General features: G+C 59.1%; 22 protein-coding genes and 5 tRNA genes. 17 read left to right on the top strand and 10 right to left on the bottom strand.

What is annotated here, in order from left to right:
• Nucleotides 1-13: 13 nt before the first annotated feature.
• The gene (locus tag AC13QY_RS23005; protein ID WP_113333701.1) at nt 14-1,177 is read left to right on the top strand and encodes an FAD-dependent monooxygenase; all 1,164 of its coding nucleotides are present in this window, start codon (nt 14-16) and stop codon (nt 1,175-1,177) included.
• Here AC13QY_RS23005 and AC13QY_RS23010 read toward each other — a convergent pair whose 3' ends face one another.
• Nucleotides 1,178-2,368 (bottom strand): cystathionine beta-lyase, encoded by a 1,191-nt coding sequence (locus AC13QY_RS23010; RefSeq protein WP_113333700.1) that lies wholly within the window; start codon nt 2,366-2,368, stop codon nt 1,178-1,180. It lies immediately after the preceding gene.
• A gap of 372 nt (nt 2,369-2,740) precedes the next feature.
• On the opposite strand from AC13QY_RS23010, the gene AC13QY_RS23015 reads away from it, so the two are divergent.
• From AC13QY_RS23015 to AC13QY_RS23035, 5 genes are all read left to right on the top strand, one after another.
• Nucleotides 2,741-3,766 (top strand): amino acid ABC transporter substrate-binding protein, encoded by a 1,026-nt coding sequence (locus AC13QY_RS23015; protein ID WP_112721375.1) that lies wholly within the window; start codon nt 2,741-2,743, stop codon nt 3,764-3,766.
• A gap of 94 nt (nt 3,767-3,860) precedes the next feature.
• Nucleotides 3,861-5,054, top strand: a complete 1,194-nt coding sequence (locus AC13QY_RS23020) for an amino acid ABC transporter permease (protein WP_069612068.1) — start codon at nt 3,861-3,863, stop codon at nt 5,052-5,054.
• Between the two features lies 1 nt (nt 5,055).
• Nucleotides 5,056-6,210, top strand: coding sequence for an amino acid ABC transporter permease (locus AC13QY_RS23025; protein ID WP_113333698.1), 1,155 nt, complete (start codon nt 5,056-5,058; stop codon nt 6,208-6,210).
• A 19-nt stretch (nt 6,211-6,229) separates the two neighbouring features.
• Nucleotides 6,230-7,003: an amino acid ABC transporter ATP-binding protein gene (locus AC13QY_RS23030; RefSeq protein WP_095434785.1), complete on the top strand. Its 774-nt coding sequence runs from the start codon at nt 6,230-6,232 to the stop codon at nt 7,001-7,003.
• 241 nt (nt 7,004-7,244) lie between these two features.
• Nucleotides 7,245-7,406, top strand: coding sequence for a hypothetical protein (locus AC13QY_RS23035; RefSeq protein ID WP_173002538.1), 162 nt, complete (start codon nt 7,245-7,247; stop codon nt 7,404-7,406).
• Between the two features lie 80 nt (nt 7,407-7,486).
• Here AC13QY_RS23035 and AC13QY_RS23040 read toward each other — a convergent pair.
• The 5 genes from AC13QY_RS23040 to AC13QY_RS23060 form a co-directional block, all read right to left on the bottom strand.
• A tRNA-Arg gene (locus AC13QY_RS23040) sits at nt 7,487-7,563 on the bottom strand.
• 88 nt (nt 7,564-7,651) lie between these two features.
• On the bottom strand, nt 7,652-7,957 hold the full coding sequence (locus AC13QY_RS23045) for an ETC complex I subunit (protein WP_069612065.1): 306 nt from the start codon (nt 7,955-7,957) through the stop codon (nt 7,652-7,654).
• Nucleotides 7,958-8,136: 179 nt separating this feature from the next.
• A tRNA-Pro gene (locus AC13QY_RS23050) sits at nt 8,137-8,213 on the bottom strand.
• A gap of 148 nt (nt 8,214-8,361) precedes the next feature.
• Nucleotides 8,362-8,874 carry a DUF192 domain-containing protein gene (locus tag AC13QY_RS23055; RefSeq protein ID WP_113352606.1) on the bottom strand — a complete coding sequence of 171 codons (513 nt, stop codon included), beginning with the start codon at nt 8,872-8,874 and terminating at the stop codon, nt 8,362-8,364.
• Nucleotide 8,875: 1 nt separating this feature from the next.
• The gene (locus tag AC13QY_RS23060) at nt 8,876-9,454 is read right to left on the bottom strand and encodes a cold-shock protein (protein WP_112721378.1); all 579 of its coding nucleotides are present in this window, start codon (nt 9,452-9,454) and stop codon (nt 8,876-8,878) included.
• Nucleotides 9,455-9,652: 198 nt separating this feature from the next.
• Between AC13QY_RS23060 and AC13QY_RS23065 the strand changes: the two genes are divergently transcribed.
• From AC13QY_RS23065 to AC13QY_RS23085, 5 genes are all read left to right on the top strand, one after another.
• The gene (locus AC13QY_RS23065) at nt 9,653-10,093 is read left to right on the top strand and encodes a VOC family protein (protein WP_488493950.1); all 441 of its coding nucleotides are present in this window, start codon (nt 9,653-9,655) and stop codon (nt 10,091-10,093) included.
• Between the two features lie 201 nt (nt 10,094-10,294).
• A complete protein-coding gene (locus tag AC13QY_RS23070; RefSeq protein WP_113352607.1) occupies nt 10,295-11,092 on the top strand; it encodes a hypothetical protein in 798 nt (265 codons plus the stop codon).
• A 174-nt stretch (nt 11,093-11,266) separates the two neighbouring features.
• Nucleotides 11,267-11,341 (top strand) — tRNA-Glu (locus tag AC13QY_RS23075).
• Nucleotides 11,342-11,424: 83 nt separating this feature from the next.
• A tRNA-Glu gene (locus AC13QY_RS23080) sits at nt 11,425-11,499 on the top strand.
• Between the two features lie 128 nt (nt 11,500-11,627).
• Nucleotides 11,628-11,702 (top strand) — tRNA-Glu (locus tag AC13QY_RS23085).
• A 75-nt stretch (nt 11,703-11,777) separates the two neighbouring features.
• On the opposite strand, the gene recJ is transcribed toward AC13QY_RS23085, so the two are convergent.
• The 4 genes from recJ to AC13QY_RS23105 all read right to left on the bottom strand — a co-directional run bounded on the left by recJ (nt 11,778) and on the right by AC13QY_RS23105 (nt 16,910).
• Complete coding sequence (gene recJ / locus AC13QY_RS23090) at nt 11,778-13,583, bottom strand: single-stranded-DNA-specific exonuclease RecJ (protein WP_488493951.1); 1,806 nt, start codon at nt 13,581-13,583, stop codon at nt 11,778-11,780.
• A 54-nt stretch (nt 13,584-13,637) separates the two neighbouring features.
• Nucleotides 13,638-14,957: a homoserine dehydrogenase gene (locus tag AC13QY_RS23095; protein ID WP_113333694.1), complete on the bottom strand. Its 1,320-nt coding sequence runs from the start codon at nt 14,955-14,957 to the stop codon at nt 13,638-13,640.
• Nucleotides 14,958-15,014: 57 nt separating this feature from the next.
• Nucleotides 15,015-16,235 carry an LL-diaminopimelate aminotransferase gene (locus tag AC13QY_RS23100; RefSeq protein WP_095434780.1) on the bottom strand — a complete coding sequence of 407 codons (1,221 nt, stop codon included), beginning with the start codon at nt 16,233-16,235 and terminating at the stop codon, nt 15,015-15,017.
• Between the two features lie 222 nt (nt 16,236-16,457).
• Complete coding sequence (locus AC13QY_RS23105) at nt 16,458-16,910, bottom strand: gas vesicle protein GvpG (protein WP_113352608.1); 453 nt, start codon at nt 16,908-16,910, stop codon at nt 16,458-16,460.
• A gap of 160 nt (nt 16,911-17,070) precedes the next feature.
• Here AC13QY_RS23105 and AC13QY_RS23110 point away from each other — a divergent pair, with 160 nt between their 5' ends.
• The 6 genes from AC13QY_RS23110 to sthA all read left to right on the top strand — a co-directional run bounded on the left by AC13QY_RS23110 (nt 17,071) and on the right by sthA (nt 23,742).
• The gene (locus AC13QY_RS23110; protein WP_113352609.1) at nt 17,071-18,918 is read left to right on the top strand and encodes a PHA/PHB synthase family protein; all 1,848 of its coding nucleotides are present in this window, start codon (nt 17,071-17,073) and stop codon (nt 18,916-18,918) included.
• Nucleotides 18,919-18,929: 11 nt separating this feature from the next.
• Nucleotides 18,930-19,676: a DNA/RNA nuclease SfsA gene (sfsA, locus tag AC13QY_RS23115; protein WP_113352610.1), complete on the top strand. Its 747-nt coding sequence runs from the start codon at nt 18,930-18,932 to the stop codon at nt 19,674-19,676.
• A 2-nt stretch (nt 19,677-19,678) separates the two neighbouring features.
• Nucleotides 19,679-20,515 carry a type I methionyl aminopeptidase gene (gene map, locus AC13QY_RS23120; protein ID WP_106997750.1) on the top strand — a complete coding sequence of 279 codons (837 nt, stop codon included), beginning with the start codon at nt 19,679-19,681 and terminating at the stop codon, nt 20,513-20,515.
• Nucleotides 20,516-20,557: 42 nt separating this feature from the next.
• Entirely contained in the window at nt 20,558-21,373 is an 816-nt protein-coding gene (radC, locus tag AC13QY_RS23125) for a RadC family protein (RefSeq protein WP_488493952.1), read from the top strand.
• A 261-nt stretch (nt 21,374-21,634) separates the two neighbouring features.
• On the top strand, nt 21,635-22,231 hold the full coding sequence (locus AC13QY_RS23130; protein WP_113333688.1) for a dual specificity protein phosphatase family protein: 597 nt from the start codon (nt 21,635-21,637) through the stop codon (nt 22,229-22,231).
• Nucleotides 22,232-22,338: 107 nt separating this feature from the next.
• Nucleotides 22,339-23,742 (top strand): Si-specific NAD(P)(+) transhydrogenase, encoded by a 1,404-nt coding sequence (sthA, locus tag AC13QY_RS23135; protein ID WP_113352613.1) that lies wholly within the window; start codon nt 22,339-22,341, stop codon nt 23,740-23,742.
• The last annotated feature ends 146 nt before the right edge of the window (nt 23,743-23,888 follow it).

Below are 23,888 nucleotides of genomic sequence, written 5' to 3' on the forward strand. Positions count from 1 at the left end.
CGGACATAAGAAAATGCCGATCAAAGCAGCCGCAATCATCGGCGCCGGAATAGCCGGATTGACTGCGGCTCTGGCGCTGGCGAGACACGGGATTGCCTCCGACATCTTCGAACAAGCAGAGGTGCTGACCGAAGTCGGTGCGGGCCTGCAGATTTCGCCGAATGCCTCCCGCGTCCTCGATGCGCTCGGCGTGCTCGAGGCGCTCAGACCGGTTTGGCTGGAGCCGGAGGAAGTCCGACTCGTATCCGGCTCGTCGCTGCGGCCGGTCGCCTCTATTCCCTGTGGGAAATTTGCCCGAGAGCGATGGGGTGCCCCCTATGGCGCCGCGCATCGCGCGACCCTGCAAAAGGCGCTCCTCAATGCGGTGAAGGCCAATGATTTATGCCGGCTGCACCTCGGCCGGCACATCGATATCAAGGACAAGCAGACACTGGAAGAGCGCGCCGGAAGGAGATACGATCTCGTCATCGGCGCAGACGGCGTATGGTCGAAAGTGCATGCGATGGTGCCCAGTGCGCCCTCGCCGCTCTTCTCCGGGAATATTGCCTGGCGCTTCTCCATTCCGCAGGCGGCGGCTCCGGCCCTGCTGGACAAGGCGAACGTCACGGCATTCCTCGGTCCTTCCAGCCACCTCGTCTGCTATCCCATCCTGGAAAATGCCGCCTTCAATATCGTCGCCATCGTCTCCGGCAGCAGCACCAGCCGCGATTGGGGTGCGACCGGCAGCAAGGCGCAACGCGAGCAGATGCTGCGCGGCTTTTCCGGCTGGAACAGTGCGATCCTGCAAATGCTGGAGGCACAGGAGCAGACAAGCTTCTGGCCGCTCTACGAGATGAAGGACGGTCGGTGGCATAATGGCCGCGATACGATCCTGATCGGAGACGCTGCGCATGCGATGATGCCGTTTGCGGCGCAAGGCGCAGCCATGGCGATCGAGGATGCCTTCGAGCTTGGCGGGCTGCTTTCTGCGCGCTCGCCGGCGGAAGCCTTCGAACTCTATGAAAAGCATCGGGCACCACGAATTGCGCGCCTGAGGCAACGCGCCGCCTTCAATCAGTTCGCCTATCATGCCCGCGGCCCCATCCGGATCGCGCGCGACCTCGTTCTCTCCCTCCGTCCGCCGCAAAGCCTCGCGGCGGACATGGACTGGATTTATGGCTACCGCGCCATCGGTTGATCAAACCTCTTTGGCGGCGACAAAGCCCTTTTCGATATCCGCCTTGAGATCCGGCACGTCTTCGAGACCAACCTGCAGGCGGATGACCGGCCCTTCCGTCGGGACCTTGGTGACGCGCCGGTCGTTGAGGTTGACGTGCAGGGCCAGACTTTCGAAACCGCCCCAGGAATAGCCCAGAGCGAAAATCCGCAAGGCATCGAGGAAGGCATGCGCCTTCGCCTTGAATTTCTGAGGATCGTCGACGGCCAGAACGAAGGAGAAAATCCCGCTCGCACCCTTGAAGTCGCGCTTCCAGAGTTCGTGGCTGGGGAAGCTCGGCAAGGCCGGATGCAAGACTCGCGCGACCTCCTCCCTGCCCTCGAGCCACCGGGCGATCGCAAGCGCGCTTTCCTGATGGCGATCCAGGCGTACGCCCATGGTACGCAGGCCGCGCAGCACCTGATAGGCGTCGTCGGGCGCCCCACAAAGGCCGAGCTGACCGTGAGCGTCCAGCAACCGCTTCCAATGCGTCTCGTTGGCGGAAACCGTGCCCATCAAAATGTCGGAGTGGCCGGCGGGGTATTTCGTCACGGCATGGATGGAAACGTCGACGCCATGGTCGAGCGGCTTGAAATAGAGCGGCGTTGCCCAGGTATTGTCCATGGTCACGACGCAGCCGTGACGATGAGCCGCCGCCGAAATTGCGGGGATATCCTGCACTTCGAAGGTGTTTGAACCCGGCGATTCCGTATGGACCAGCTTGGTGTTCGGCTTCATCAACCGCTCGATATCGGCGCCAATCGACGGATCGTAATAATCGACCTCGACGCCGAGGCGCTTCAGCATGGTATCGCAGAAGAAGCGCGTGGGACCGTAGACCGAATCAACGATCAGTGCGTGATCACCAGCGGAGAGGTAGGCAAGAAGCGGCACGGTGACCGCAGCAAGCCCGGACGGCACGATGATCGTTCCCGCCGAACCTTCCAGCGCGTTCATTGCTTCGCATAGCGCATCCGTCGTCGGCGTGCCGCGCGTGCCGTAGGTATATTTCTGGTCATGCGTCTCCATAACGCGCGCATTGGGAAACAGCACCGTCGAGGCACGCACGACAGGTGGATTGACGAAGCCGTGATAGTCGAACGGCGAATTGCCGATATGGGACAAGCGCGTGTTGATGCCGGCGTTCGGCAGGTTTGTGTCTTTGTCTTTCATGTCAGGATATGCCTTTGGCGCTGTTGGAAGCTGGATTTGTGGCGACCAAGTCCAGTGGGGTCAACCCCGATCATTCCAACGCCACACATTATTAGAAGGCTAAAATAACAAAAATAGCGACCAAAACCGCATTTTCGCGCAGATTTTTGGCAAAATGCCGCTCATTTTGGCGCCAAATGCCCATTTTTCGTCCCCGAAAAGCAAAAATGCCGAATAAAACCGCAATAATTGGGGCGATCTCTTGACCGCTACACCATTTGCGACTGTGATAGCGGCACTCGCACCGAGAAAGGGAAGGAACACGGTTCTCCAGGAACCTGCTTCGGACGCGATACAGTTTAACTATAAAACAAATAGACAAAGGTAGGGAAAATGAAAAAGATTGCTCTCTCCGCATTCCTCGGAGTCGCAGCCTTGGCTTACACCGCGTCCGGCGCTTCGGCTTCGACGCTGAGCGACGTAAAGGCCAAGGGCTTCGTCCAGTGCGGCGTGAATACCGGCCTTCTCGGCTTTGCACAGCCGGACGCATCCGGTAACTGGGCCGGTTTTGACATCGACTTCTGCAAGGCTGTCGCTTCCGCTGTCTTCGGCGATCCGACCAAGGTGAAGTACACGCCTCTCAGCGCCAAGGACCGCTTCACCGCGCTGCAGTCCGGCGAAATCGACGTACTTTCCCGTAACACCACCTGGACCATCAACCGCGACACCGCGCTCGGCCTAAAATTCCGTCCGGTCACCTATTATGACGGCCAGGGCTTCATGGTTCGCAAGGAGCTGAACGTAAAATCGGCACTCGAACTTTCCGGCGCGGCAGTTTGCGTTCAGTCCGGCACGACGACCGAGCTGAACCTTGCCGACTACTTCAAGACCAACAACCTGCAATACAACCCGGTCGTCTTCGACAAGCTCGAAGAAGTCAATACGGCCTATGATTCCGGCCGTTGCGATGTCTACACCACCGACCAGTCGGGTCTCTACGCTCTGCGCCTGACGCTGAAGAACCCGGACGATAACGTCGTTCTGCCCGAAATCATCTCCAAGGAGCCGCTCGGCCCGGCCGTTCGCCAGGGTGACGATCAGTGGTTCAACATCGTCAGCTGGACGGCCTATGCGCTGGTGAACGCCGAAGAATTCGGTATCACCCAGAAGAACGTCGACGAGATGAAGAGCTCGGCCAATCCGGACATCAAGCGCTTCCTCGGCGTAGAACAGGGCTCGACGATCGGCACCGACCTCGGCCTGACCAACGACTGGGCCTATAACATCATCAAGGGCGTCGGCAATTACGGCGAAGTCTTCGACCGCAACATCGGCGCAGGCAGCCCGCTGAAGATCGCTCGTGGTCTCAACGCTCTGTGGAGCAAGGGCGGCATTCAGTACGCACCGCCGGTGCGCTAAGCCGCAAAGAGCCTAGCTTTAAGAGAGAGGCGGCTTCGCCTCTCTCCCCTCAAGAAAACAAGCCTGAAACAGGCACATTGGGGAAAAATTCTATATGGCAATTACTGTAAACTCGCCTGAAGGCGGGCGCTCGGCACTATCGGCGGCGCTATACGACCCCAAAGTTCGGGGTGCCTTCTATCAGGCGCTCACGATCATCATTCTCGCGGGACTTTGCTGGTTTGTTGTCACGAACACCATCGACAATCTGCGCGCATTGAACCGCTCGTTCGGCTTCGGCTTTCTCGAAGGACGCGCTGGCTTTAACCTGGGGCAAGCGCTGATTCCCTACTCCAGCGATTCGACCAATGCGACTGCCCTTCTCGTCGGCGTACTGAACACACTCCTGATTTCGGTGGTCGGCATCGTCGCGGCGACTATCGTTGGCTTCCTCATTGGCATCGGCAGGCTTTCGCATAATTGGCTGATTGCGAAACTTTCCCAGGCCTATGTCGAGATCTTCCGGAACATCCCGCCTCTGCTCGTCATCTTCTTCTGGTATAGCGGCGTTCTGGTGCTGCTGCCGCAGGCGCGCGATGCCGTGCACCTGCCATTCTTCAGCTATCTCAGCAATCGCGGCCTCGCCTTTCCGAGCCCGATCTTCGGCGCGGGCATGTGGGCCGTCGGCATTGCCTTTCTCATCGCCATAGCCGTCGTATTTTTCGTGGCGCGCTGGGCGCACAGGCGTCAGGCGGCAACCGGTCAGCAATTCCATACGATCTGGGTGTCGATCGGCATCCTGATCGGCCTGCCGTTGCTGGTCTTCCTGGTAACGGGCATGCCGCTTTCCTTCGACTATCCCATTGCCGGCAAATTCAACCTGACGGGTGGCACGGTCATAAGTCCGGAGTTCCTTGCGCTTCTGCTTGCACTATCCCTTTATACCGCATCCTACATTGCCGAGATCGTACGCGCCGGTATTCGTGGCGTGCCAAAGGGTCAATCGGAAGCAGCGGGCGCACTTGGCCTTCGGGCGTCGGCCATCAACCGGCTGATCGTCATACCGCAGGCCATGCGCATCATCATTCCGCCGCTGACGAGCCAATATCTCAATCTGATCAAGAACTCGTCGCTTGCCATCGCCATCGGCTATGCCGATCTCGTCGCCGTCGGCGGCGTGATCCTCAATCAGTCCGGCCGAGCCGTCGAAGTCGTCATCATCTGGATGATCATCTATCTCGCCTTGAGCATCGTGACATCGCTGTTCATGAACTGGTTCAACGCCAAGATGGCTCTGGTGGAGAGATAGAATGTCCAGCGTAGATCAACACTTCGTCAGTAAGGCGCTTCTCACAGCGCAGCCGGCACCCGCCAGTGAAAGAGGCGCGTGGCACTGGTTGAAAAAGAACCTGTTTGCCACGCCCAAGGACATTGTCCTCACCGTGCTTGCCATCACCTTCCTTGCCTGGGTGATCCCGCACCTGATCAATTGGCTATTCCTAAATGCGGTCTGGAGCGGGACCGACCGCACCTTCTGCGCTACCACTGTTCAGGGCGGAACGCAGCCGGATGGCTGGAACGCCGCGTGCTGGGCCTTTGTCCGCGCAAAATTCGCCATCTTCATGTTCGGCCTTTATCCGCCGGACGAGCGCTGGCGGCCGATCCTCGTCTGCATCCTGATGATCGCCAGCTTCGTTCCGTTGCTGATACCGTCGGTTCCCCGGAAGGGATTGAACGCAATCCTGGCATTCTTCGTGCTGCCAGTTGTTTCGTTCTTCCTGCTCCACGGAGGCTTCGGCCTTGAGACGGTGGAAACGGAACGATGGGGGGGCCTGCTGGTAACGCTGGTGATCGCTTTCGTCGCCATCGCAGTCTCATTCCCGTTCGGCATCGTGCTTGCGCTGGGACGCCGGTCGAAACTGCCCATCCTTCGCATGCTGTGTGTGACTTTCATCGAAATCATCCGCGGCGTACCGTTGATCACCGTGCTGTTCATGGCGAGCTATATGCTGCCGCTGTTCATGCCGCAGGGCTGGACTGTCGATAAGCTTTTGCGTGCCGTGGTCGGTGTCGCGATCTTCACCTCGGCCTATATGGCCGAAGTCATCCGCGGCGGTCTGCAGGCGATACCGAAGGGCCAGTTCGAGGGCGCCGATTCGCTCGGCCTCGGCTACTGGCAGAAGATGCGGCTGATCATTCTGCCGCAAGCGATCAAGCTGGTCATTCCCGGCATCGTCAACACCTATATCGGCATGTTCAAGGACACGTCGCTGGTTGCGATCATCGGCATGTTCGACTTGCTCGGTATCGTTCGTCAGAACTTTTCGGATGCCTCTTGGGCGACGGCGGTGACCCCCGTAACGGGTCTTGTATTCGCTGGATTCGTTTTTTGGCTGTTCTGCTTTGGCATGTCGCGCTATTCAGGTTTCGTGGAACGCCATCTCGACACCGGCCACAAGCGATAAAATTGAGGGAAATTACAAAATGGCTGAAGCCCAATCGAAGAAAATGACCGTCTCCGAGACCGAGGTCGCGGTCGACATGATCAACATGAACAAGTGGTATGGCGATTTCCATGTGCTGCGCGATATCAACCTGAAGGTCATGCGCGGCGAGCGCATCGTCATTGCCGGCCCATCCGGCTCGGGCAAATCGACGATGATCCGCTGCATCAACCGCCTGGAAGAACACCAGAAGGGCCAGATCATCGTCGACGGGGTCGAACTCACCAACGATCTGAAGAAGATCGACGAGGTGCGCCGCGAAGTCGGCATGGTGTTCCAGCACTTCAACCTCTTCCCGCACCTGACCATTCTGGAAAACTGCACGCTGGCGCCGATCTGGGTGCGCAAGATGCCGAAGAAGCAGGCGGAAGAGATCGCCATGCACTTCCTCAAGCGCGTCAAGATCCCCGAACAGGCCAAGAAATATCCCGGCCAGCTTTCCGGCGGTCAGCAGCAGCGTGTGGCAATCGCCCGCTCGCTCTGCATGAACCCGAAGATCATGCTGTTCGACGAGCCAACCTCAGCGCTCGATCCGGAAATGATCAAGGAAGTGCTCGACACCATGGTGGGCCTTGCTGAAGAAGGCATGACCATGCTGTGCGTGACCCACGAAATGGGCTTTGCCCGTCAGGTCGCCAACCGCGTGATCTTCATGGACCAGGGCCAGATCGTCGAACAGAATTCGCCGAAGGAATTCTTCGACAATCCGCAGCATGAGCGCACGAAGCTGTTCCTCAGCCAGATCCTGCACTGATACGGATCGATTGAATGAACAAGACCCGCCGCTGCATCGCTGCCGGCGGGTTTTTTATGTGCGGCCGGGTTCAGCAGTCGTAATCGGCGTCAGGACGCGGATCTCGCAGGCCGTCTCCTCCTGATTGCTGCCTGACAATTTTGGCAGCGTTAGCAAGCCCTATAGCGCTTCGCAAAAAACGAGATATATTCTTTATCACCGCGAATAATGCGGAATTCACGAGACGTCGGGGAAGCGGGCCGTGAAAAAAAGCGACAGGATCATCGGCGGATTAGCTCTTCTGAGCGTCGCTATCATCGTCATCAAGTTGGCCGGAGCAATGTACGGCTACGACCTTATCCAGATGGCGGTCGACGCTACGCGGCCAAAAGCTGCCGGCGGCTGGCCGATGGCGGCGAACTGAATGCTGATAGCCAGAATGAAGTCTGCATGACGGAAAGCGGCGCCGCGCACGCGAAATCAGATCTCTCCTTCTCGGGAAAATGGCGACCCCTGCAGGATTCGAACCTGCGACCACATGCTTAGAAGGCAAGTGCTCTATCCAGCTGAGCTAAGGGGCCATGAGCCTTGCCGCGCTTTGCGCGGCGGGCAACACATGCCTGAAACCGCCGCCAAACTCAATGGCCGGCGTTCAATAAGTGCCTGGTTTCAGTGCGTCCAGGGCTGGATGCGGTTGAAGCGGAAGTTGTCGGAATAGGATACCGTCTGCCGGATGGGATCCTTCGGCGGGATGACGCGGTAGTCGATGCCGTTGCGCTTGGCGTAATCTTCCGCCTGTTCCTGCGTCTCAAAGGTCAGCTTGAGCTGCTGGCGCATATCGCCCGACGAGGTATAGCCCATGATCGGATCGATCTTGCGCGGCATTTCCTGATCGAACTCCAGAACCCAGATATTGGTTTTGGCCTTGCCGGATTGCATGGCGGTTTTTGCAGGACGATAAATCTTGGCAGGCATTGCTGCAGCGCCTCCGAATCAAGCGGGAATGATCCGCTTACTTGCTTCTCTTGCCGCGACGCGATCCTCTGCGGGCCGCGCGAACACGACTTTTGCTTAGCTGCGAATCCCTTTGTTTTCAAGCAAAAAGGCAGCCGCCACCAGGACGAATTCAACGACATCAATGAGGGGATTTTAAATGGTCGGAGTGGAGAGATTCGAACTCCCGACCCTCTGGTCCCAAACCAGATGCGCTACCAGACTGCGCTACACTCCGTACCCGTCAGCATGACCAAAATGCGGTCATGAGCTGATTTTGCGTACCGCCGAACGCTTAGTCCTGCGGAACGAGTGGGGAGATACACGGTTCATCTGCCCGCTGCAACAGATAAAATCCTGCTTAGCACATCTTCCCCGATGAAAATTTACTTGCCGAGCTTTGCCGAAATGGTGGCGCTCGTCACCGTATCGCCGACGGCAAGGCCGAGTTTGCGAACAATACCGGCGTTCAGCTCGATGACATAGGCAACCGGCCCGCCGGAGCTGATGATCGCTTCGGAATAGGGCACGGCGTTTTCCTGAATATGGGTAACGACACCCTTCTGATCCAGAAAGAGCATGTCGAGCGGCAGCTCGGTGTTCTTCATCCACATCATGACGGGCCGTGTCGTGCCGAAGTCAAACAGCATGCCATGATCGGCGGGCATCTTGTCGCGGTACATAAGGCCGAATTCGAGCTGTGCCGGCGTCAAAGCCAGTTCCACGGTGAATTTATGCGTCTGGCCTTTGGACGATGCGATCGAAAGCGGTTCGGAATCGAAAGCCATCGACTGTTGCCCTGCGGTCTGTGCCGCGAAAGACGATGGGGCGATGGCCCCAACGAGAAAAAGCGCCAAAATGGCGCTTTTCAAAATTTCAAGAAATCCGGCTTTGTTCATATCAGTGCGGCCGTGTCGCTGGGCTCGGCGCATCCGGGTGAATTTCCGCTGCCATCAGGCCCTTTTCGCCAGGCCCGAAGCGGACGAGCACCACCTGCCCCGGCCGCAGCTCGGCCAGACCGAAGCGACGCAGCGTTTCCATATGCACGAAGATATCCTCGGTGCCTTCTCCACGTGTCAGGAAGCCGAAGCCCTTGGTGCGGTTGAACCACTTGACCAGCGCGCGCTCCAGGCCGCTCGTCGCAGTCACCTGCACATGCGTGCGCACGGGCGGCATCTGCGAGGGATGCACGGCCGTCGATTGATCCATGGAGAGGATCTTGAAAGCCTGGTAGCCGCGCTCCCGGCGCTGGATCAGCGCGACGATGCGGGTTCCTTCGAGAATCGTCTGATAACCGTCACGGCGCAGACACGTCACATGCAGCAATACGTCCTGCATGCCATTGTCAGGCACGATAAAACCGAAGCCCTTGGCGACATCGAACCACTTGACGACGCCTGAGATTTCGATGAGCTCGACGGTATCGCCCGACATCTCCTCGAAGTCGACAACTCCCTTCGATGAAATTCTGTCACCCATCCTAGCCAGCCCTCGATTACGCGTCACACTGTTACGGTTAACTGATTCCCTGATATCAAGATTAACATCTTGGTAACGGAAAAGCGCAAGTCCTAGTTTTCGTTTATTCCCACCCTAAGATTATTGCTCCAATGACTTGCGCGAAGCTGGTGCCCCGACCAAAGATCCGCCCAGCTCAACATTAAGAGAGGAAATAGAATGCGTTATCTCCATACGATGGTCCGTGTCACCGATCTCGACGCCTCGTTGCATTTTTATAGCACCCTATTCGGGCTTACCGAAACCCGTCGCTACGAAAACGAAAAAGGCCGCTATACGCTCGTTTTCCTGGCGGCCGACGAGGATGCCGAATCGTCCCGCAGCAACGGTGCCCCCAGCCTGGAGCTGACCTACAACTGGGACCCGGAAGAATATAGCGGAGGACGCAATTTCGGCCACCTCGCCTATGAGGTCGACGATATCTATGCGACCTGCCAAAAGCTGATGGACAACGACATCACGATCAACCGCCCGCCCCGCGATGGTCACATGGCTTTCGTGCGTTCTCCGGACGGCATCTCCATCGAAATCCTGCAGAAGGGCGCCAATCTTTCTTCGGCCGAGCCCTGGGCTTCCATGGCCAACACCGGCTCCTGGTAGGAGCCAAGCTTTCGCGAGGCTTACGGCACGCGCGGAGCCATCCGTTTCGCGCTTGCCGCCCATGCCCATCCTCCGGCATGCTTGGACGACTCGAAGCATCATGCATCGGATATCGCGGTCATCGTTCCCAGTCGGCGCGCGGTATCGTCGTCCCTCGCAGGAGGCCGTTCCGATGCAAGCCTTTTTTGCAGGGAACGTCCTATGTGCGATCAAGAGATTTTATACGGCAGGAAGAAGCTAGCAAGCACAATTGCCGTTCTTGCCTCATTTGTGATGATTGCGGGCTGCACGACCACGGCCAAAAAGCCGATCGAGACCTCGCAGGCTGCCCCTGTCGTGCCATTGACCGTGGCAGAACAGCTGGCAGCCGATATGAACAGCAAGGCCGATGCCCGGCGCCGCAAAGCCGATGTCGCCTATCGTGATCCGATGGTCCACAGCGTCAATGGCACACGTCAGCAGATCGTCGCCCAGCAGAACCAGGCACTCTATCCTGCGCCTACGGCAGCCCCGACCGCGGACGGGCAGACCGGCATCGGCGGCCTGGTCACGCAGCCGACGGCCGTCAATGCGAACAGAAGCAGCATCTTCTCCGCTCCGCCGCCGATCGCCGTCAATCCGGACGGGACGCTTGCCAAAACCCAAGCTGATGGCGGCCAGGCGATCACGCCGATGATGCGCAGCGTTTACAGCGCGCCACCAGCGACTATGCAGACGACGGCACCGCAAACGATGGACACCGCCGCCGTGCCGAACGGCCGCACATCGGCCGACATGCTGCCACCACCCGTCATTCGCAATGCAACCTCGCCGGCTTCGGGTTCGCCGCAGCCGATTGCCCAGGTGACCGCGTCGGGTGTTGCGGCAACGCCGAATCCGAATGTCCACGAATTGAACGGCAGACAGGCCGCCGCTCTGGCGCAGTTCATCGCATCGAAGAACCAGCCGCAGAACGACAAGCTGCTGGTGCAGCCCGTGCCGGGTGCAAATGGGCAATAAAAACGCCCGCGTTTCCAGAGAATCTTCGATATCGCCAGCAAGAGCCTGTTAAGTCTCACTTATTCAGCACCGGCGGCGGTTTCACCCATTTGTCATTTTTTCCACAAAAAAGCAAAATTGCCGCTTGCGGGAATGAAATCGCCCCGCTATAAGCGCGCCACACAACAGCTGAACGCGCCCTTCGTCTATCGGTTAGGACGACAGATTTTCATTCTGTAAAGAGGGGTTCGACTCCCCTAGGGCGTGCCACTGTTGTTCTTTCTTCCACTACAATTCATTTAAGCTACCGCTTGCGGACGCAATAGGCTATTCCTATTTACACCGCGCAGCATGCGCCCTTCGTCTATCGGTTAGGACGACAGATTCTCATTCTGTAAAGAGGGGTTCGACTCCCCTAGGGCGTACCAAAAGCGTGTCCCGAAGTTTTCCACAAGCACCTCGAAAAATCTTTGCTTAATCATCGATTTTTCTGCGATTTTTCTCGTTTTTCCGCTTGCGGGAATGAAAGGTGCTGACTATAAGGGCGCCACAGCACGCGCCCTTCGTCTATCGGTTAGGACGACAGATTTTCATTCTGTAAAGAGGGGTTCGACTCCCCTAGGGCGTGCCACTGCCCCTTCCCCTTAAATTGATGTTTTGGCTCGCTAAACACTGTTATGCAGACGCGTATCGGGCGTAATCTGCGTTACGGAGCTTTCGCCGCGTCTGTAACCCGCAGCTGCACGCGCCGGCTGCCCTGCCAGTGATCGGCGCCAAGCGTGCCGGCGACATGGATCTGCGCCCCGCGCGACGACATCAGCAGCGCGCCCAAAGGCGTCTCCGCCGCGCGGAAGGCAATGCCATCCACCCGGCCGCCGTCCTGCGCCTCCAGCGTGATCTTGATGTGCGACTGGCCGACAAGGCGGGAATCGCGCAGGCGGTGGCTCGGAAGCGCGAAGACGGGCTGTGGATGGCCCGAACCATAGGGACCGGCCGTCTCGAGCCTGTCGATCAGCTCCACGGTCGCGCCGCTTGCGCCGAGCGCGCCGTCGATCTTCAAGGTTTCGTTGGCAACGAGCCCGGCTACCTGCTTCTCCGCCTTCTCCGTGAAGAAAGCCCGCAGCTTTCCGAGGTTGCTTCTCTCCACCGTCAGGCCGGCGGCCATGGCATGGCCGCCGCCCTTGACGAGCAAGCCAGCATCGACGGCCGCGCGTACCATGCGACCCATGTCGAAACCGTTGATCGAGCGGCCGGAGCCGGTGCCCTTGCCCATCGGATCGAAGGCAATGGCGAAGGCTGGTCGGCGGAACTTGTCCTTGAGACGCGATGCAATGAGGCCGACGATTCCCGGATGCCAGTTCTCGCGCGCCGTGACGATGACGGAGGCGCCGTCGCCATTGCCGTACTCCGCCAGGGCCTCGGCCTCGGCCTCCTGCAGCATGGCGGCCTCCATGGCCTGTCTCTCGCGATTGAGCTCATCGAGCTTCGCGGCGATGGCTTCCGCTTCGCCGCCGTCGTCCAGCGTCAGCAGGCGTGCGCCAAGGGCCGCATCGCCGATGCGGCCACCGGCATTGATGCGCGGACCAATTAGGAAGCCGAAATGATAGGGCGTGACAGGACCGTTAAGGCCGGCCTTGCGAAAGAGGGCAGCAAGCCCGAGATTGCCCTGGTGGCGGGCGGCAATAAGCCCCTTAACCACATAGGCGCGGTTGAGGCCCTTCAGCGGCACGACATCGCAAACGGTCGCGAGCGCAACGATATCGAGCCAGGCAAGCAGGTCGATGGAACGCACGCGGGAATCGCCGGCCTCGCGAAGGAGACGCAGCGCCGCGACCAGAACCATGAAGACCACACCAGCGGCACAGAGGTGGCCCTGCCCCGAAAGATCATCCTCACGGTTCGGATTGACCAAGGCATGACAATGCGGCAGCTCGTGCGCCACCTGGTGGTGATCGATGACGACGACGTCGATATTGCGCGCCCTCGCCGCTTCAAGCGATTCGAAGCTGGTGGAACCGCAATCGACGGTCACGATCAGCGTCGCGCCATTGTCGATAAGCTGATTGATGGCTGTGGGATTGGGGCCATAGCCCTCGAAGATGCGATCGGGAATATAGATGCTGGCCGGAACGCCGAAATGGGTGAGAAAGCGATAGAGCAGCGCCGAGGAGGCCGCGCCGTCGACGTCATAGTCGCCGAAGATCGCGACTGTCTCGCCCTTCCTGATGGCGTGCAGGAGGCGCTGTGCGGCCTTTTCGCAATCGGTCAGCAGATGCGGGTCCGGCATCAGGCCGCGGATCGTCGGGTCGAGGAAAGCCATGGCTTCGTCCTGCCCGACGCCGCGCCCGGCAAGCACGCGGGCAATCAGCTCCGGCAGGCCATGGGTCTGCGCAATGGCGAGCGCCCTGTTCTGGCCGGCCTGATCGAGCCTGGATATCCAGCGATTGCCGGATACCGAGCGCTCGACACCTAGAAATGCCCGCTGAACTGGATCGACCGGTTGCTCCACCATCTCTCCCGGAATTTAAGAGCGGCATCCCTTTGATGCACGCCGTCGCTGGTCAGACTATTCTTTCGGCCGCTCGATGCGGATGACCTGCGGTTCGCCGACGAGATAGCCTTCGTTCTTGATTGCCGCAACCGCCTTGCGCACCGAATCTTCCGTCGTCGCATGGGTGACGAGGATGATCGTCTGGTGGTCGGAGGGTGCCAGATGCTGCTTGGAACGCTGGACGATCGATTCGAGCGAAATGTGGTTTTCCGCCATGCGGGTCGCGACACTCGCAAAAACGCCGGTGCGGTCGAGAACCGTGAGGCGGATGAAATAGCCACCTTCGTGGCTCTGCATCTGCGCTTTGCGGTAGGGCTCCAGCGCCTTGGCCGGATGACCGAGCACCGGCACGCGCTGCTCGCCCGGGCGGCTCTTGGCGATATCGGCGATATCTCCGAGCACAGAGGAAGCCGTCGCGTTGCCGCCGGCTCCGGGGCCGACCATCAGCAATTCGCCGAGAATATCGGATTCGATCGCCACGGCATTGGTGACGCCATCGACCTGGGCGATGACCGAATCGAGCGGCACCATGGTTGGGTGCACTCGCTGTTCGATGCCGCTTTCGGTGCGCTGGGCGACACCGAGCAGCTTGATGCGGTATCCGAGATCGGCAGCAGCGCGTATATCCTCGATGGAGACGTTGGTGATCCCTTCGAGATAGATGTCGTCGGCCGCGATGCGGTTGCCAAAGGCGAGCGTCGTCAGGATGGCAAGCTTGTGCGCCGTGTCATTGCCTTCAATATCGAAGGCCGGGTCGGCCTCGGCATAGCCGAGACGCTGTGCTTCCTTGAGGCAATCGGCGAAAGACAGGCCTTCCTTCTCCATCCGGGTCAGGATGTAGTTGCAGGTGCCGTTCATGATGCCATAGACGCGAGAAATCGTATTGCCCGTCAGAGATTCGCGCAGGGCCTTGATGACCGGAATGCCGCCGGCAACGGCCGCTTCGAAGTTGAGCAGGACGCCCTTTTCTTCGGCGATTTGTGCGAGCTCGACACCGTGATAGGCGAGCAGCGCCTTATTGGCGGTGACGACGTGCAGGCCGCGGGCAAGCGCTGCGCGCACCGCTGCGTTGGCCGCGCCTTCGGAACCGCCGATCAGCTCGACGAAGACGTCGATATCGGCCTTCTGCGCTAGATCGACAGGACCGCCGAACCATTCGATGCCCGTCAGATCGATGCCGCGATCCCGCGTGCGATCGCGCGCTGTGACGGCGACGATCTTGACGGGACGACCACAGGTAACGGCAAGCTCGTTAGCGCGGCTCTGAATGATGCGGACGAGCGAGGCACCAACGGTACCTAAGCCCGCAATGCCGATTTTGAGGGCATCTGCCATGGAAAATTCCTGATCAGTATTTGGGACGGCAGCCGCGGGAACGGCTGCCGCGCGATATTATGAACGATGAGCGTTCAGCGAAATAACATTATGCATCGTCTCATCCGCGGTGGAGAGGAAGCGCTTCAGATTGCGCGCCGCCTGGCGGATGCGGTGTTCGTTTTCAACGAGCGCGATGCGGACATAATCGTCGCCCTGCTCGCCGAAACCGATGCCCGGAGCAACGGCGATGTCAGCCTTCTCAACCAAAAGCTTGGAGAACTCAAGCGAGCCGAGATGACGGAATTTTTCCGGGATCTTCGCCCAGGCGAACATGGTCGCGGCCGGCGGCGGCACGTCGAAGCCGGCTTTGCCGAAGCTGTCGACCAGAACGTCGCGGCGACGCTTGTAGATGTTGCGCACTTCGGCGATGTCGGAACCGTCGCCGTTCAGCGCGTGAGTTGCCGCCACCTGGATCGGCGTGAAGGCACCGTAATCGAGGTAAGACTTCACGCGCGTCAGCGCTGCAATCAGCCGCTCGTTGCCGACGGCAAAGCCCATGCGCCAGCCTGGCATGGAGAAGGTCTTCGACATCGAAGTAAACTCGACCGTCACATCGATTGCGCCCGGAACCTCCAGCACCGACGGCGGCGGCGCGTCGTCGAAGTAGATTTCCGAATAGGCCAGATCCGAAAGCACGATGATGTCGTGCTTCTTCGCGAAGGCGACGACTTCCTTATAGAAATCCAGCGTCGCGACATAGGCCGTCGGGTTCGACGGATAGTTCAGGATGAGCGCGAGCGGCTTCGGGATCGAGTGGCGCACGGCTCGTTCCAGCGGCGGGAAGAAGCTGTCATCCGGCTCGACCGGAATCGAGCGGATGACGCCGCCTGCCATCAGGAAGCCGAAGGCGTGGATCGGATAGGTCGGGTTCGGGCAGAGGATCACATCGCCCGGCGCCGTGATCGCCTGCGCCATATTGGCGAAGCCTTCCTTCGAACCGAGGGTGGCAACCACCTGCGTATCGGGATTGAGCTTCACACCGAAACGGCGGGCGTAATAGGCCGCCTGCGCGCGGCGAAGGCCCGGAATGCCCTTGGAGGAGGAATAGCGATGCGTGCGCGGATCCTGAACCACTTCGCACAGCTTGTCGACGATCGCCTTTGGGGTCGGAAGATCTGGATTGCCCATGCCGAGGTCGATAATGTCCGCCCCGCCCGCTCGCGCGCTCGCTTTCAAACGATTGACCTGTTCGAAAACGTAGGGCGGCAAACGCCGGACTTTATGAAACTCTTCCATTTCTTTCCCCATGGGACAGCGGCCCTCAAAACCGCACTGAAGTTCGTTGATCTCCCGGCCAGCCGCGATACGAACTTGGGACTCGCGGCGCCGTATTCATGCTATCTCGAAAGATAAGGTGAATCTTGGGCGCTTATGCACGCAAAATGCAATCCGCCGGTCAGATACATCCAATTTCGGCCTATCCGAACGCTTTGCGTCCAAATCGCCTGAAACGCAAGGCTAATTCTGCGTTGGGGCCGGCTGGGCGCTGCCCTCTTTCTGAATTTCCTGCAGCGTATCCTGGCCATGTTCGGCAGCGAGCTTGCGCATCTCGGCAACACGCCTCTGATATTCGGCCTCGGAGATCGTGCCGGCTTTGCGCTGCGATCCGAGTGCCGTCAGCTGCTTGACCAGATCGCCAGCCTGCTGATCATTGATTTGGACGTTTGCAGCGGTCGGCGGCGCGTTGAAGGAAGGATAGCCGTCCTTGTAAAATTGCTGCGTGCTGGTTTCCACGACCGGCGTGCCCTTGGCGGGTTTTACGATGACAGCCTGAGGCGGCTGCTTGCGCTTGGCGAAGGCCGCCTTTTCCTCGGGTGTCGAGCAGCCCGCGAGCGTCAATGCGAGAATTCCGCACATTGCACTGCAGAGTACGGAATACCGGTTCAGTCTTGCCACCATGCCGCCGCCCATAATTGTCTTCCTGCGCTATTCCTTGCTGTGGGTTGCGACTGTTAAATTTGTCGCAGCAGCAAAGCAAGAGCAGGGTTGCGTTTCATTCGACTTGTATTCCTTTTCCCGCAAGATGTACAAATGGAAAACAAGACACGAGCTGCCGCCGGGAGGATGATGCGTGACCGACAGCAAGCGGGACAAGAATGAAGGTAATGGCGGCTTTCCCGGCTTTGATCCAAAGTCAGTCGAGCCTTACATCGTCAGGGATCCCGAAGCGATGGCCGTCAACTTTGCCCGTGCGCTGGAAAATCTCGGCAAGGCAGCCTCGGCCTGGCTTGCACCGCGCGAGCGCGGTGAGAAGGTCGATACGGTTGCCGATCCTTTCACCGACATGGTCAAGACGCTGTCTAAAGTCGGCGAATACTGGCTTTCCGATCCCCGCCGGACACTGGAAGCGCAGACTCACCTGCTTTCCGGCTATTTTGGTCTGTGGACGAAGACCATGCAGCGCCTTAGCGGCGATTCGTCCGCCGAGGCTGAAGCCGAACCGGTGAAGGACAAGCGCTTCGCAGACGAGGATTGGCAGAAGAACCCCTTCTTCGATTTCTTGAAGCAGACCTATCTTCTGACGTCGAACTGGGCGGAAAAACTGGTCGGCGACGCGGAAGGGCTGGATGAACACACCCGCCACAAAGCGGCATTCTACACGAAGCAGATCACCGCCGCCTTTTCGCCAACCAATTTTGTCGCGACCAACCCGCAGGTCTATCGCGAGACTATCGCCTCCAATGCCGAGAACCTGGTGCGCGGCATGAAGATGCTGGCCGAGGACATCAGCCTTGGCCATGGCGAGTTGCGCCTGCGTCAAACCGACATGACGAAATTCGCCATCGGCCGCGACATGGCGCTGACGCCAGGCAAGGTGATCGCGCAAAGCGATGTCTGCCAGGTGATCCAATATGAGCCGGCGACAGACAAGGTGCTGAAGCGGCCGCTGCTGATCTGCCCGCCCTGGATCAACAAATTCTACATTCTCGATCTCAACCCGCAGAAATCCTTCATCAAATGGTGCGTGGAGCAGGGTCACACCGTCTTCGTGATTTCGTGGGTCAATCCCGATCATCGGCATGCGGCGAAGGATTGGACCTCTTATGCCCGCGAAGGCATCGATTTCGCACTCGAAACCATCGAAAAGGCGACGGGCGAACAGGAAGTCAATGCTGTTGGATATTGCGTCGGCGGCACGCTGCTGGCGGCGACGCTCGCCCTCCACGCCAAGGAAAAGAACAAGCGTATCCGAACGGTAACCTTCCTGACGACGCAGGTCGATTTCACCTTTGCCGGCGACCTGAAGGTTTTCGTCGACGAAGAGCAGATTGCAGCACTCGAAGAGCAGATGAACGTGCTCGGCTATCTCGAAGGTTCGAAGATGGCGACGGCCTTCAACATGCTGCGCGCCTCCGAACTGATCTGGCCCTATTTCGTCAATAATTACCTGAAGGGGCAGGAACCCCTACCCTTCGACCTCCTGTTCTGGAATGCCGATTCGACCCGCATGGCCGCGGCCAATCATTCGTTCTACCTGCGCAACTGCTACCTCAACAACGCCTTGAGCCAGGGCAAAATGGTGCTCGACGGCAAGACATTGTCGCTGAAGGACGTACGCATCCCCGTCTACAATCTGGCGACGCGGGAGGATCATATCGCGCCGGCCAAATCCGTCTTCGTCGGCAGCCAGTATTTCGGCGGTCCGGTGGAATTCGTGGTGACCGGCTCCGGTCACATTGCCGGAGTCGTCAACCCGCCCGACAAGCATAAATATCAGTTCTGGACCGGCGGCCCGACCGGCGGTGACTATGAGGATTGGCTCGCCGGGGCAAAGGAGACACCTGGCTCCTGGTGGCCGCATTGGCATGCCTGGATCCTCGCGCAAGACCATCGCATGACGGCTGCGCGCAAACCCGGCGGCAAGGCCCTCAATGCGCTGGAAGAGGCACCCGGCAGCTATGTCCTGGAACGGGCATAAGTCACCCGATTATGCAATTTCCTTCGCCTCTCCTCCCTGCCCGCCTGATTTCCCGCTACAAGCGCTTCCTCTTCGATGCCGAGCTGGAAGACGGGACATTCGTCACCGGCTCCTGCCCCAATACTGGCTCGATGCTCGGCCTTACGACACCTGGCTCGCGCATATGGCTCTCAGAGCATGAGGGCGCGAAGCGAAAATACCGCCATGTCTTCGAATTGATCGAGGCAGACCGCACGACCGTCGGTGTCAACACCGCCATGCCGAACCGCATTGCAGCGGAAGCGATCGCGCTTGGGCAAATCTCCGATCTCGGTGAGTATACAATGATCAAGCGCGAGCAGAATTACGGCCGCAACTCGCGTATCGACCTGCTCTTGACCGACCCTTTGCGGACAACCACCTATGTCGAGGTGAAAAACGTCCATTTCATGCGACGGCCAGGTCTTGCGGAATTCCCAGATACGGCGACGGCGCGCGGCGCCAAGCATCTGGAAGAACTCGGCGATATGGCCGAGGCCGGCTATCGCGCCATCATGCTGTTCGTGATCCAGCGCAACGATTGCCATCGCTTCCGCATCTGCGGCGATCTCGATCCGTTCTACGCCACGGCCTATGATCGCGCTTTGAAGCGTGGCGTCGAGGTCTATGCGCTGAAATGCAGGGTTTCGCCGACTGAAATCGCGCCTGCCGGGTTGATCCCGATAGACGAACCCGGCATAGCTGCATTAGAACAGTTTAAGATCTCTACCAAAGGCTAGTTATGGTGAACTACATCGAAGCGGCAACGGCGCCGGCGAAAAATACGGGTGCTATCCGCATCTACGGAGAGGACGCCTTTGCCGGAATGCGCAAGGCGTGCCAGCTGACCGCCCGCTGCCTCGATGAACTCGCCGCGATCGTCAAGCCTGGCGTGCCCACCGATGTCATCGACCGTTTCGTTTTCGAATTCGGCATGGATCACGGCGCCTATCCCGCGACGCTGAACTATCGCGGCTACATGAAATCCTCCTGCACCTCGATCAACCACGTCGTCTGCCATGGCATTCCCAACGACAAACCGCTGCGCGAAGGCGATATCGTCAATATCGACGTGACCTATGTGCTCGATGGCTGGCACGGCGATTCCAGCCGCATGTATCCGGTCGGAGAAATCAAGCGTTCGGCCGAGCGGCTGCTGGAAGTCACCTATGAATCTCTGATGCGCGGCATTGCCGCCGTTCGTCCGGGTGCACGCACCGGCGCCATCGGCGAAGCGATCCAGACCTATGCCGAAGGCGAGCGCTGCTCGGTCGTGCGCGACTTCTGCGGCCACGGCGTCGGCAGCCTCTTCCATGACTCGCCGAATATCCTGCATTATGGCCGGGTCAATGACGGCCCGGAACTGCGTGAAGGCATGATCTTCACCATCGAGCCGATGATCAATCTCGGCAAGCCGCATGTGAAGGTGCTCGGTGACGGCTGGACGGCCGTCACGCGCGACCGCTCGCTCTCGGCACAATACGAACACACGGTCGGCGTCACTGCGACGGGCTGCGAGATCTTCACCCTGTCGCCCGGCGGCCTAGACCGCCCCGGCCTGCCGCCGCTGCAGGGATAATTCATGGCAAAACGTCCCGCTTCTTCTAACGGACATGGTGACATGCCCCTCGATAGAGGCGGGAAGACGGAGGCGTTGGAAGATGCGCCGCTACTCGACGAGCGGCTGTTCTTCCCTCAACAGGTCGCCAAACCCGCCTTGACATCCAAATCCGCACCGATAGCCAAATCCGCGACAACCAACGTCGAAGCCCATTATCATGGCCACCGCGAACGGTTGCGCAATCGCTATCGCGACGGCGGCGACGCGGCATTGGCGGACTACGAAATCCTCGAACTCCTGCTTTTCCGGCTGATCCCGCGCCGAGACACGAAACCGATCGCGAAGGCCCTGCTCGCCCGTTTTGGCACGCTTGGCGGCGTATTCGGCGCTCCGGTCAACCTGCTGACGGAGGTCAGTGGCGTTGGCGATACCGTCGCTCTCGACCTGAAGCTCGTGGCAAGCGTCGCGCAGCGCATGCTGAAGAGCGAATTGACGGGTAAGCCGGTGCTCTCCTCCTGGAAGGCGCTCATCGATTATTGTCATGCCGCTATGGCGCATGAAGCACGCGAGCAATTTCGCCTGCTGTTTCTCGATAAGCGCAACGCCTTGATCGCCGATGAGGTGCAGGGTTTCGGCACGGTCGATCATACGCCGGTCTATCCGCGCGAGGTCGTCAAGCGCGCGCTCGAACTCTCCGCCTCCGCAGTAATTCTAGTCCACAATCACCCGTCAGGAGATCCAACACCTTCGCGTGCCGATATCGACATGACCAAGACCATCATAGACACTGCCAAGCCTTTGGGCATCACCGTTCACGACCATGTTATCATTGGAAAAAACGGCCATGTCAGCTTCCGCGCATTGCGGCTGATTTGAAATTGTCGCAGATGCGATAATCCGATACTTCAAATCTATATTGTATGTTTTTGATTTTACGTGATCATTATCGAATCTCATCCATTCGATCATGGCGAAATATCCCGAATTCGTCATGGCGATCTCCGCTTTCATTTTTCAGCTCGGCGTCAGGATCATCTGGCAGAAGGATCGCCGCGTTCCTGTCGGCTGATCCGCCCGTGGAAGCTGTTGTTTGATTTGGCCTTATCCGCTTCCATGCGCCGGCCATCTGGAGATCGAATGCCGAAGATGTCGCCCAAGCTTGCTCATCGCCTCCTTTCTATCGGTCGCGGCGCGCTTGTCGCGGCAGGCGCTTTTCTGGTGGCCGCCAGCGGCTTCTATGCTCACATGCTCTGGACGACGAACTTCCATCCGGTCATTGCCGGCGAGCTTTACCGTTCTTCGCAGCCCTCGGCCACCAACATCGCCGAGTTTCAGAAGCAATACGGCATCAAGACCATTATCAACCTGCGTGGCTACAATAGCGGCCACCATTGGTACGATACCGAAGTTGCCGAGGCGAAAGCGCTCAACATCGACCATATCGATTTCCATATGTCTTCGGCCCGAGAGCTGACACAGGAGCAGGCGGCGCAGCTTGTCGAGATCATGCGGAATGCGCCAAAGCCGATCCTCATTCATTGCCAGGCCGGAGCCGACAGAACTGGCCTGGCCTCGGCACTTTACCTTGCCGCCATTGCCAAGACGAATGAGGCTACCGCGGAGGGCCAGATGTCGATCATCTATGGTCACCTACCGTTCTCCTTCACGCGTGCCTATGCCATGGACCGTACTTTTGAGAAGCTGGAACCCTGGCTCGGTCTTTCGGCCTCGTGAACACCAAACTTCCCGTTAGATAATCTGTAACATTGAGACGCTACCGGTTGACGGAGCATGTTGCATTGCGACATTGATTCCCCATTCCAGTCATCCGAGGCTTCCCGATGGACCAATTCGATCTCCTAGTCGTAGGTAGCGGCCCCGCCGGCCGCAGAGGCGCTATTCAGGCTGCCAAGCTCGGCAAGAAGGTACTCGTCGTCGAGCAAGGCAAGCGGGTCGGCGGCGTCTCGGTCCACACCGGGACCATTCCCTCCAAGACGCTGCGCGAAACCGCGCTCAACCTTTCAGGTTGGCGCGAACGCGGCTTCTACGGTCGCGCCTATCGCGTCAAACAGGAGATCAGTGCGGAGGATCTCCGCCGCCGCCTGCTAATCACCCTCGACCACGAGGTCGAAGTGCTTGAGCATCAATTCGCGCGCAATCGCGTCCAGCACATCAGAGGCAAGGCAAGCTTCGTCGATCCGCAGACGATGCAGATCGTCAAGGATGATGGCGAGGTCGTCACCGTGTCCGCCGCCAGCATACTGCTTGCAGTCGGCACCAAACCTTTCCGTCCGGATTACATGCCGTTCGACGGCAAGACGGTTCTCGATAGCGATGAACTCCTCGAGATCGAGGATTTGCCGCGATCGATGGTCGTCATCGGCGCCGGCGTCATCGGCATCGAATATGCCACAATCTTCAGCGCGCTCGACACGCAGGTGACGCTGATCGATCCGAAATCCACCATGCTCGATTTCATCGACAAGGAGATCGTCGAGGATTTCACCTATCAGCTTCGCGATCGCAACATGAAGCTGCTGCTCGGTCAAAAGGCCGAGAAGGTGGAGCGGCAGAACGGCAAGGTCGAGCTGACGCTCGACAATGGCCGCCGCATCACGACAGACATGGTGCTCTTCGCCGCCGGCCGCATGGGTGCCACCGACACCGTTAATCTTGCCGCTGCCGGCCTTGAGGCCGATGCTCGCGGCCGCCTGAGCGTCAATCCGGAAACCTTCGCCACCAAGGTTCCGCATATCTTTGCCGCCGGCGATGTCGTCGGTTTCCCGAGCCTTGCCTCCACGTCGATGGAACAGGGCCGCATTGCCGCGCGCGTCGCCGTCGGCGCGATCGCCAAGGAGCCGCCGAAATACTTCCCCTATGGCATCTATGCCGTGCCGGAGATTTCCACCTGTGGCCTCTCGGAGGAAGAGGTCAAGGAACGGCACATCCCCTATGAGTGCGGCATCGCCCGCTTCCGCGAGACGTCGCGCGGCCACATCATGGGCCTCGACACAGGCCTCTTGAAGATGATCTTCTCGCTGAAGACCCGCCGCCTGCTCGGCGTCCACATCGTCGGCGAAGGCGCCACCGAGCTCGTGCACATCGGACAGGCCGTGCTGAACCTTAAGGGCACCGTCGAATATTTCGTCGAAAACACCTTCAACTATCCGACGCTTGCCGAAGCCTACAAGATCGCCGGCCTCGACGCCTGGAACCGCATGGGCGATATCAAGTCGGAACTCTAATAGGTCAATATTGACCATGCCGGCGGAGCTCACTACTCTGCCGGCATGATGAACATTCTCAACATCGCTTCGGTCTTCTTCATAAGCCGCTAATCCCTAGGCTTTCAGCCAAATGAAGACGAGACCGCCTCAACGGCCGCGAGGCC

The sequence above is a fragment of the Martinezella sp. CNPSo 3795 genome, from assembly GCF_057784475.1.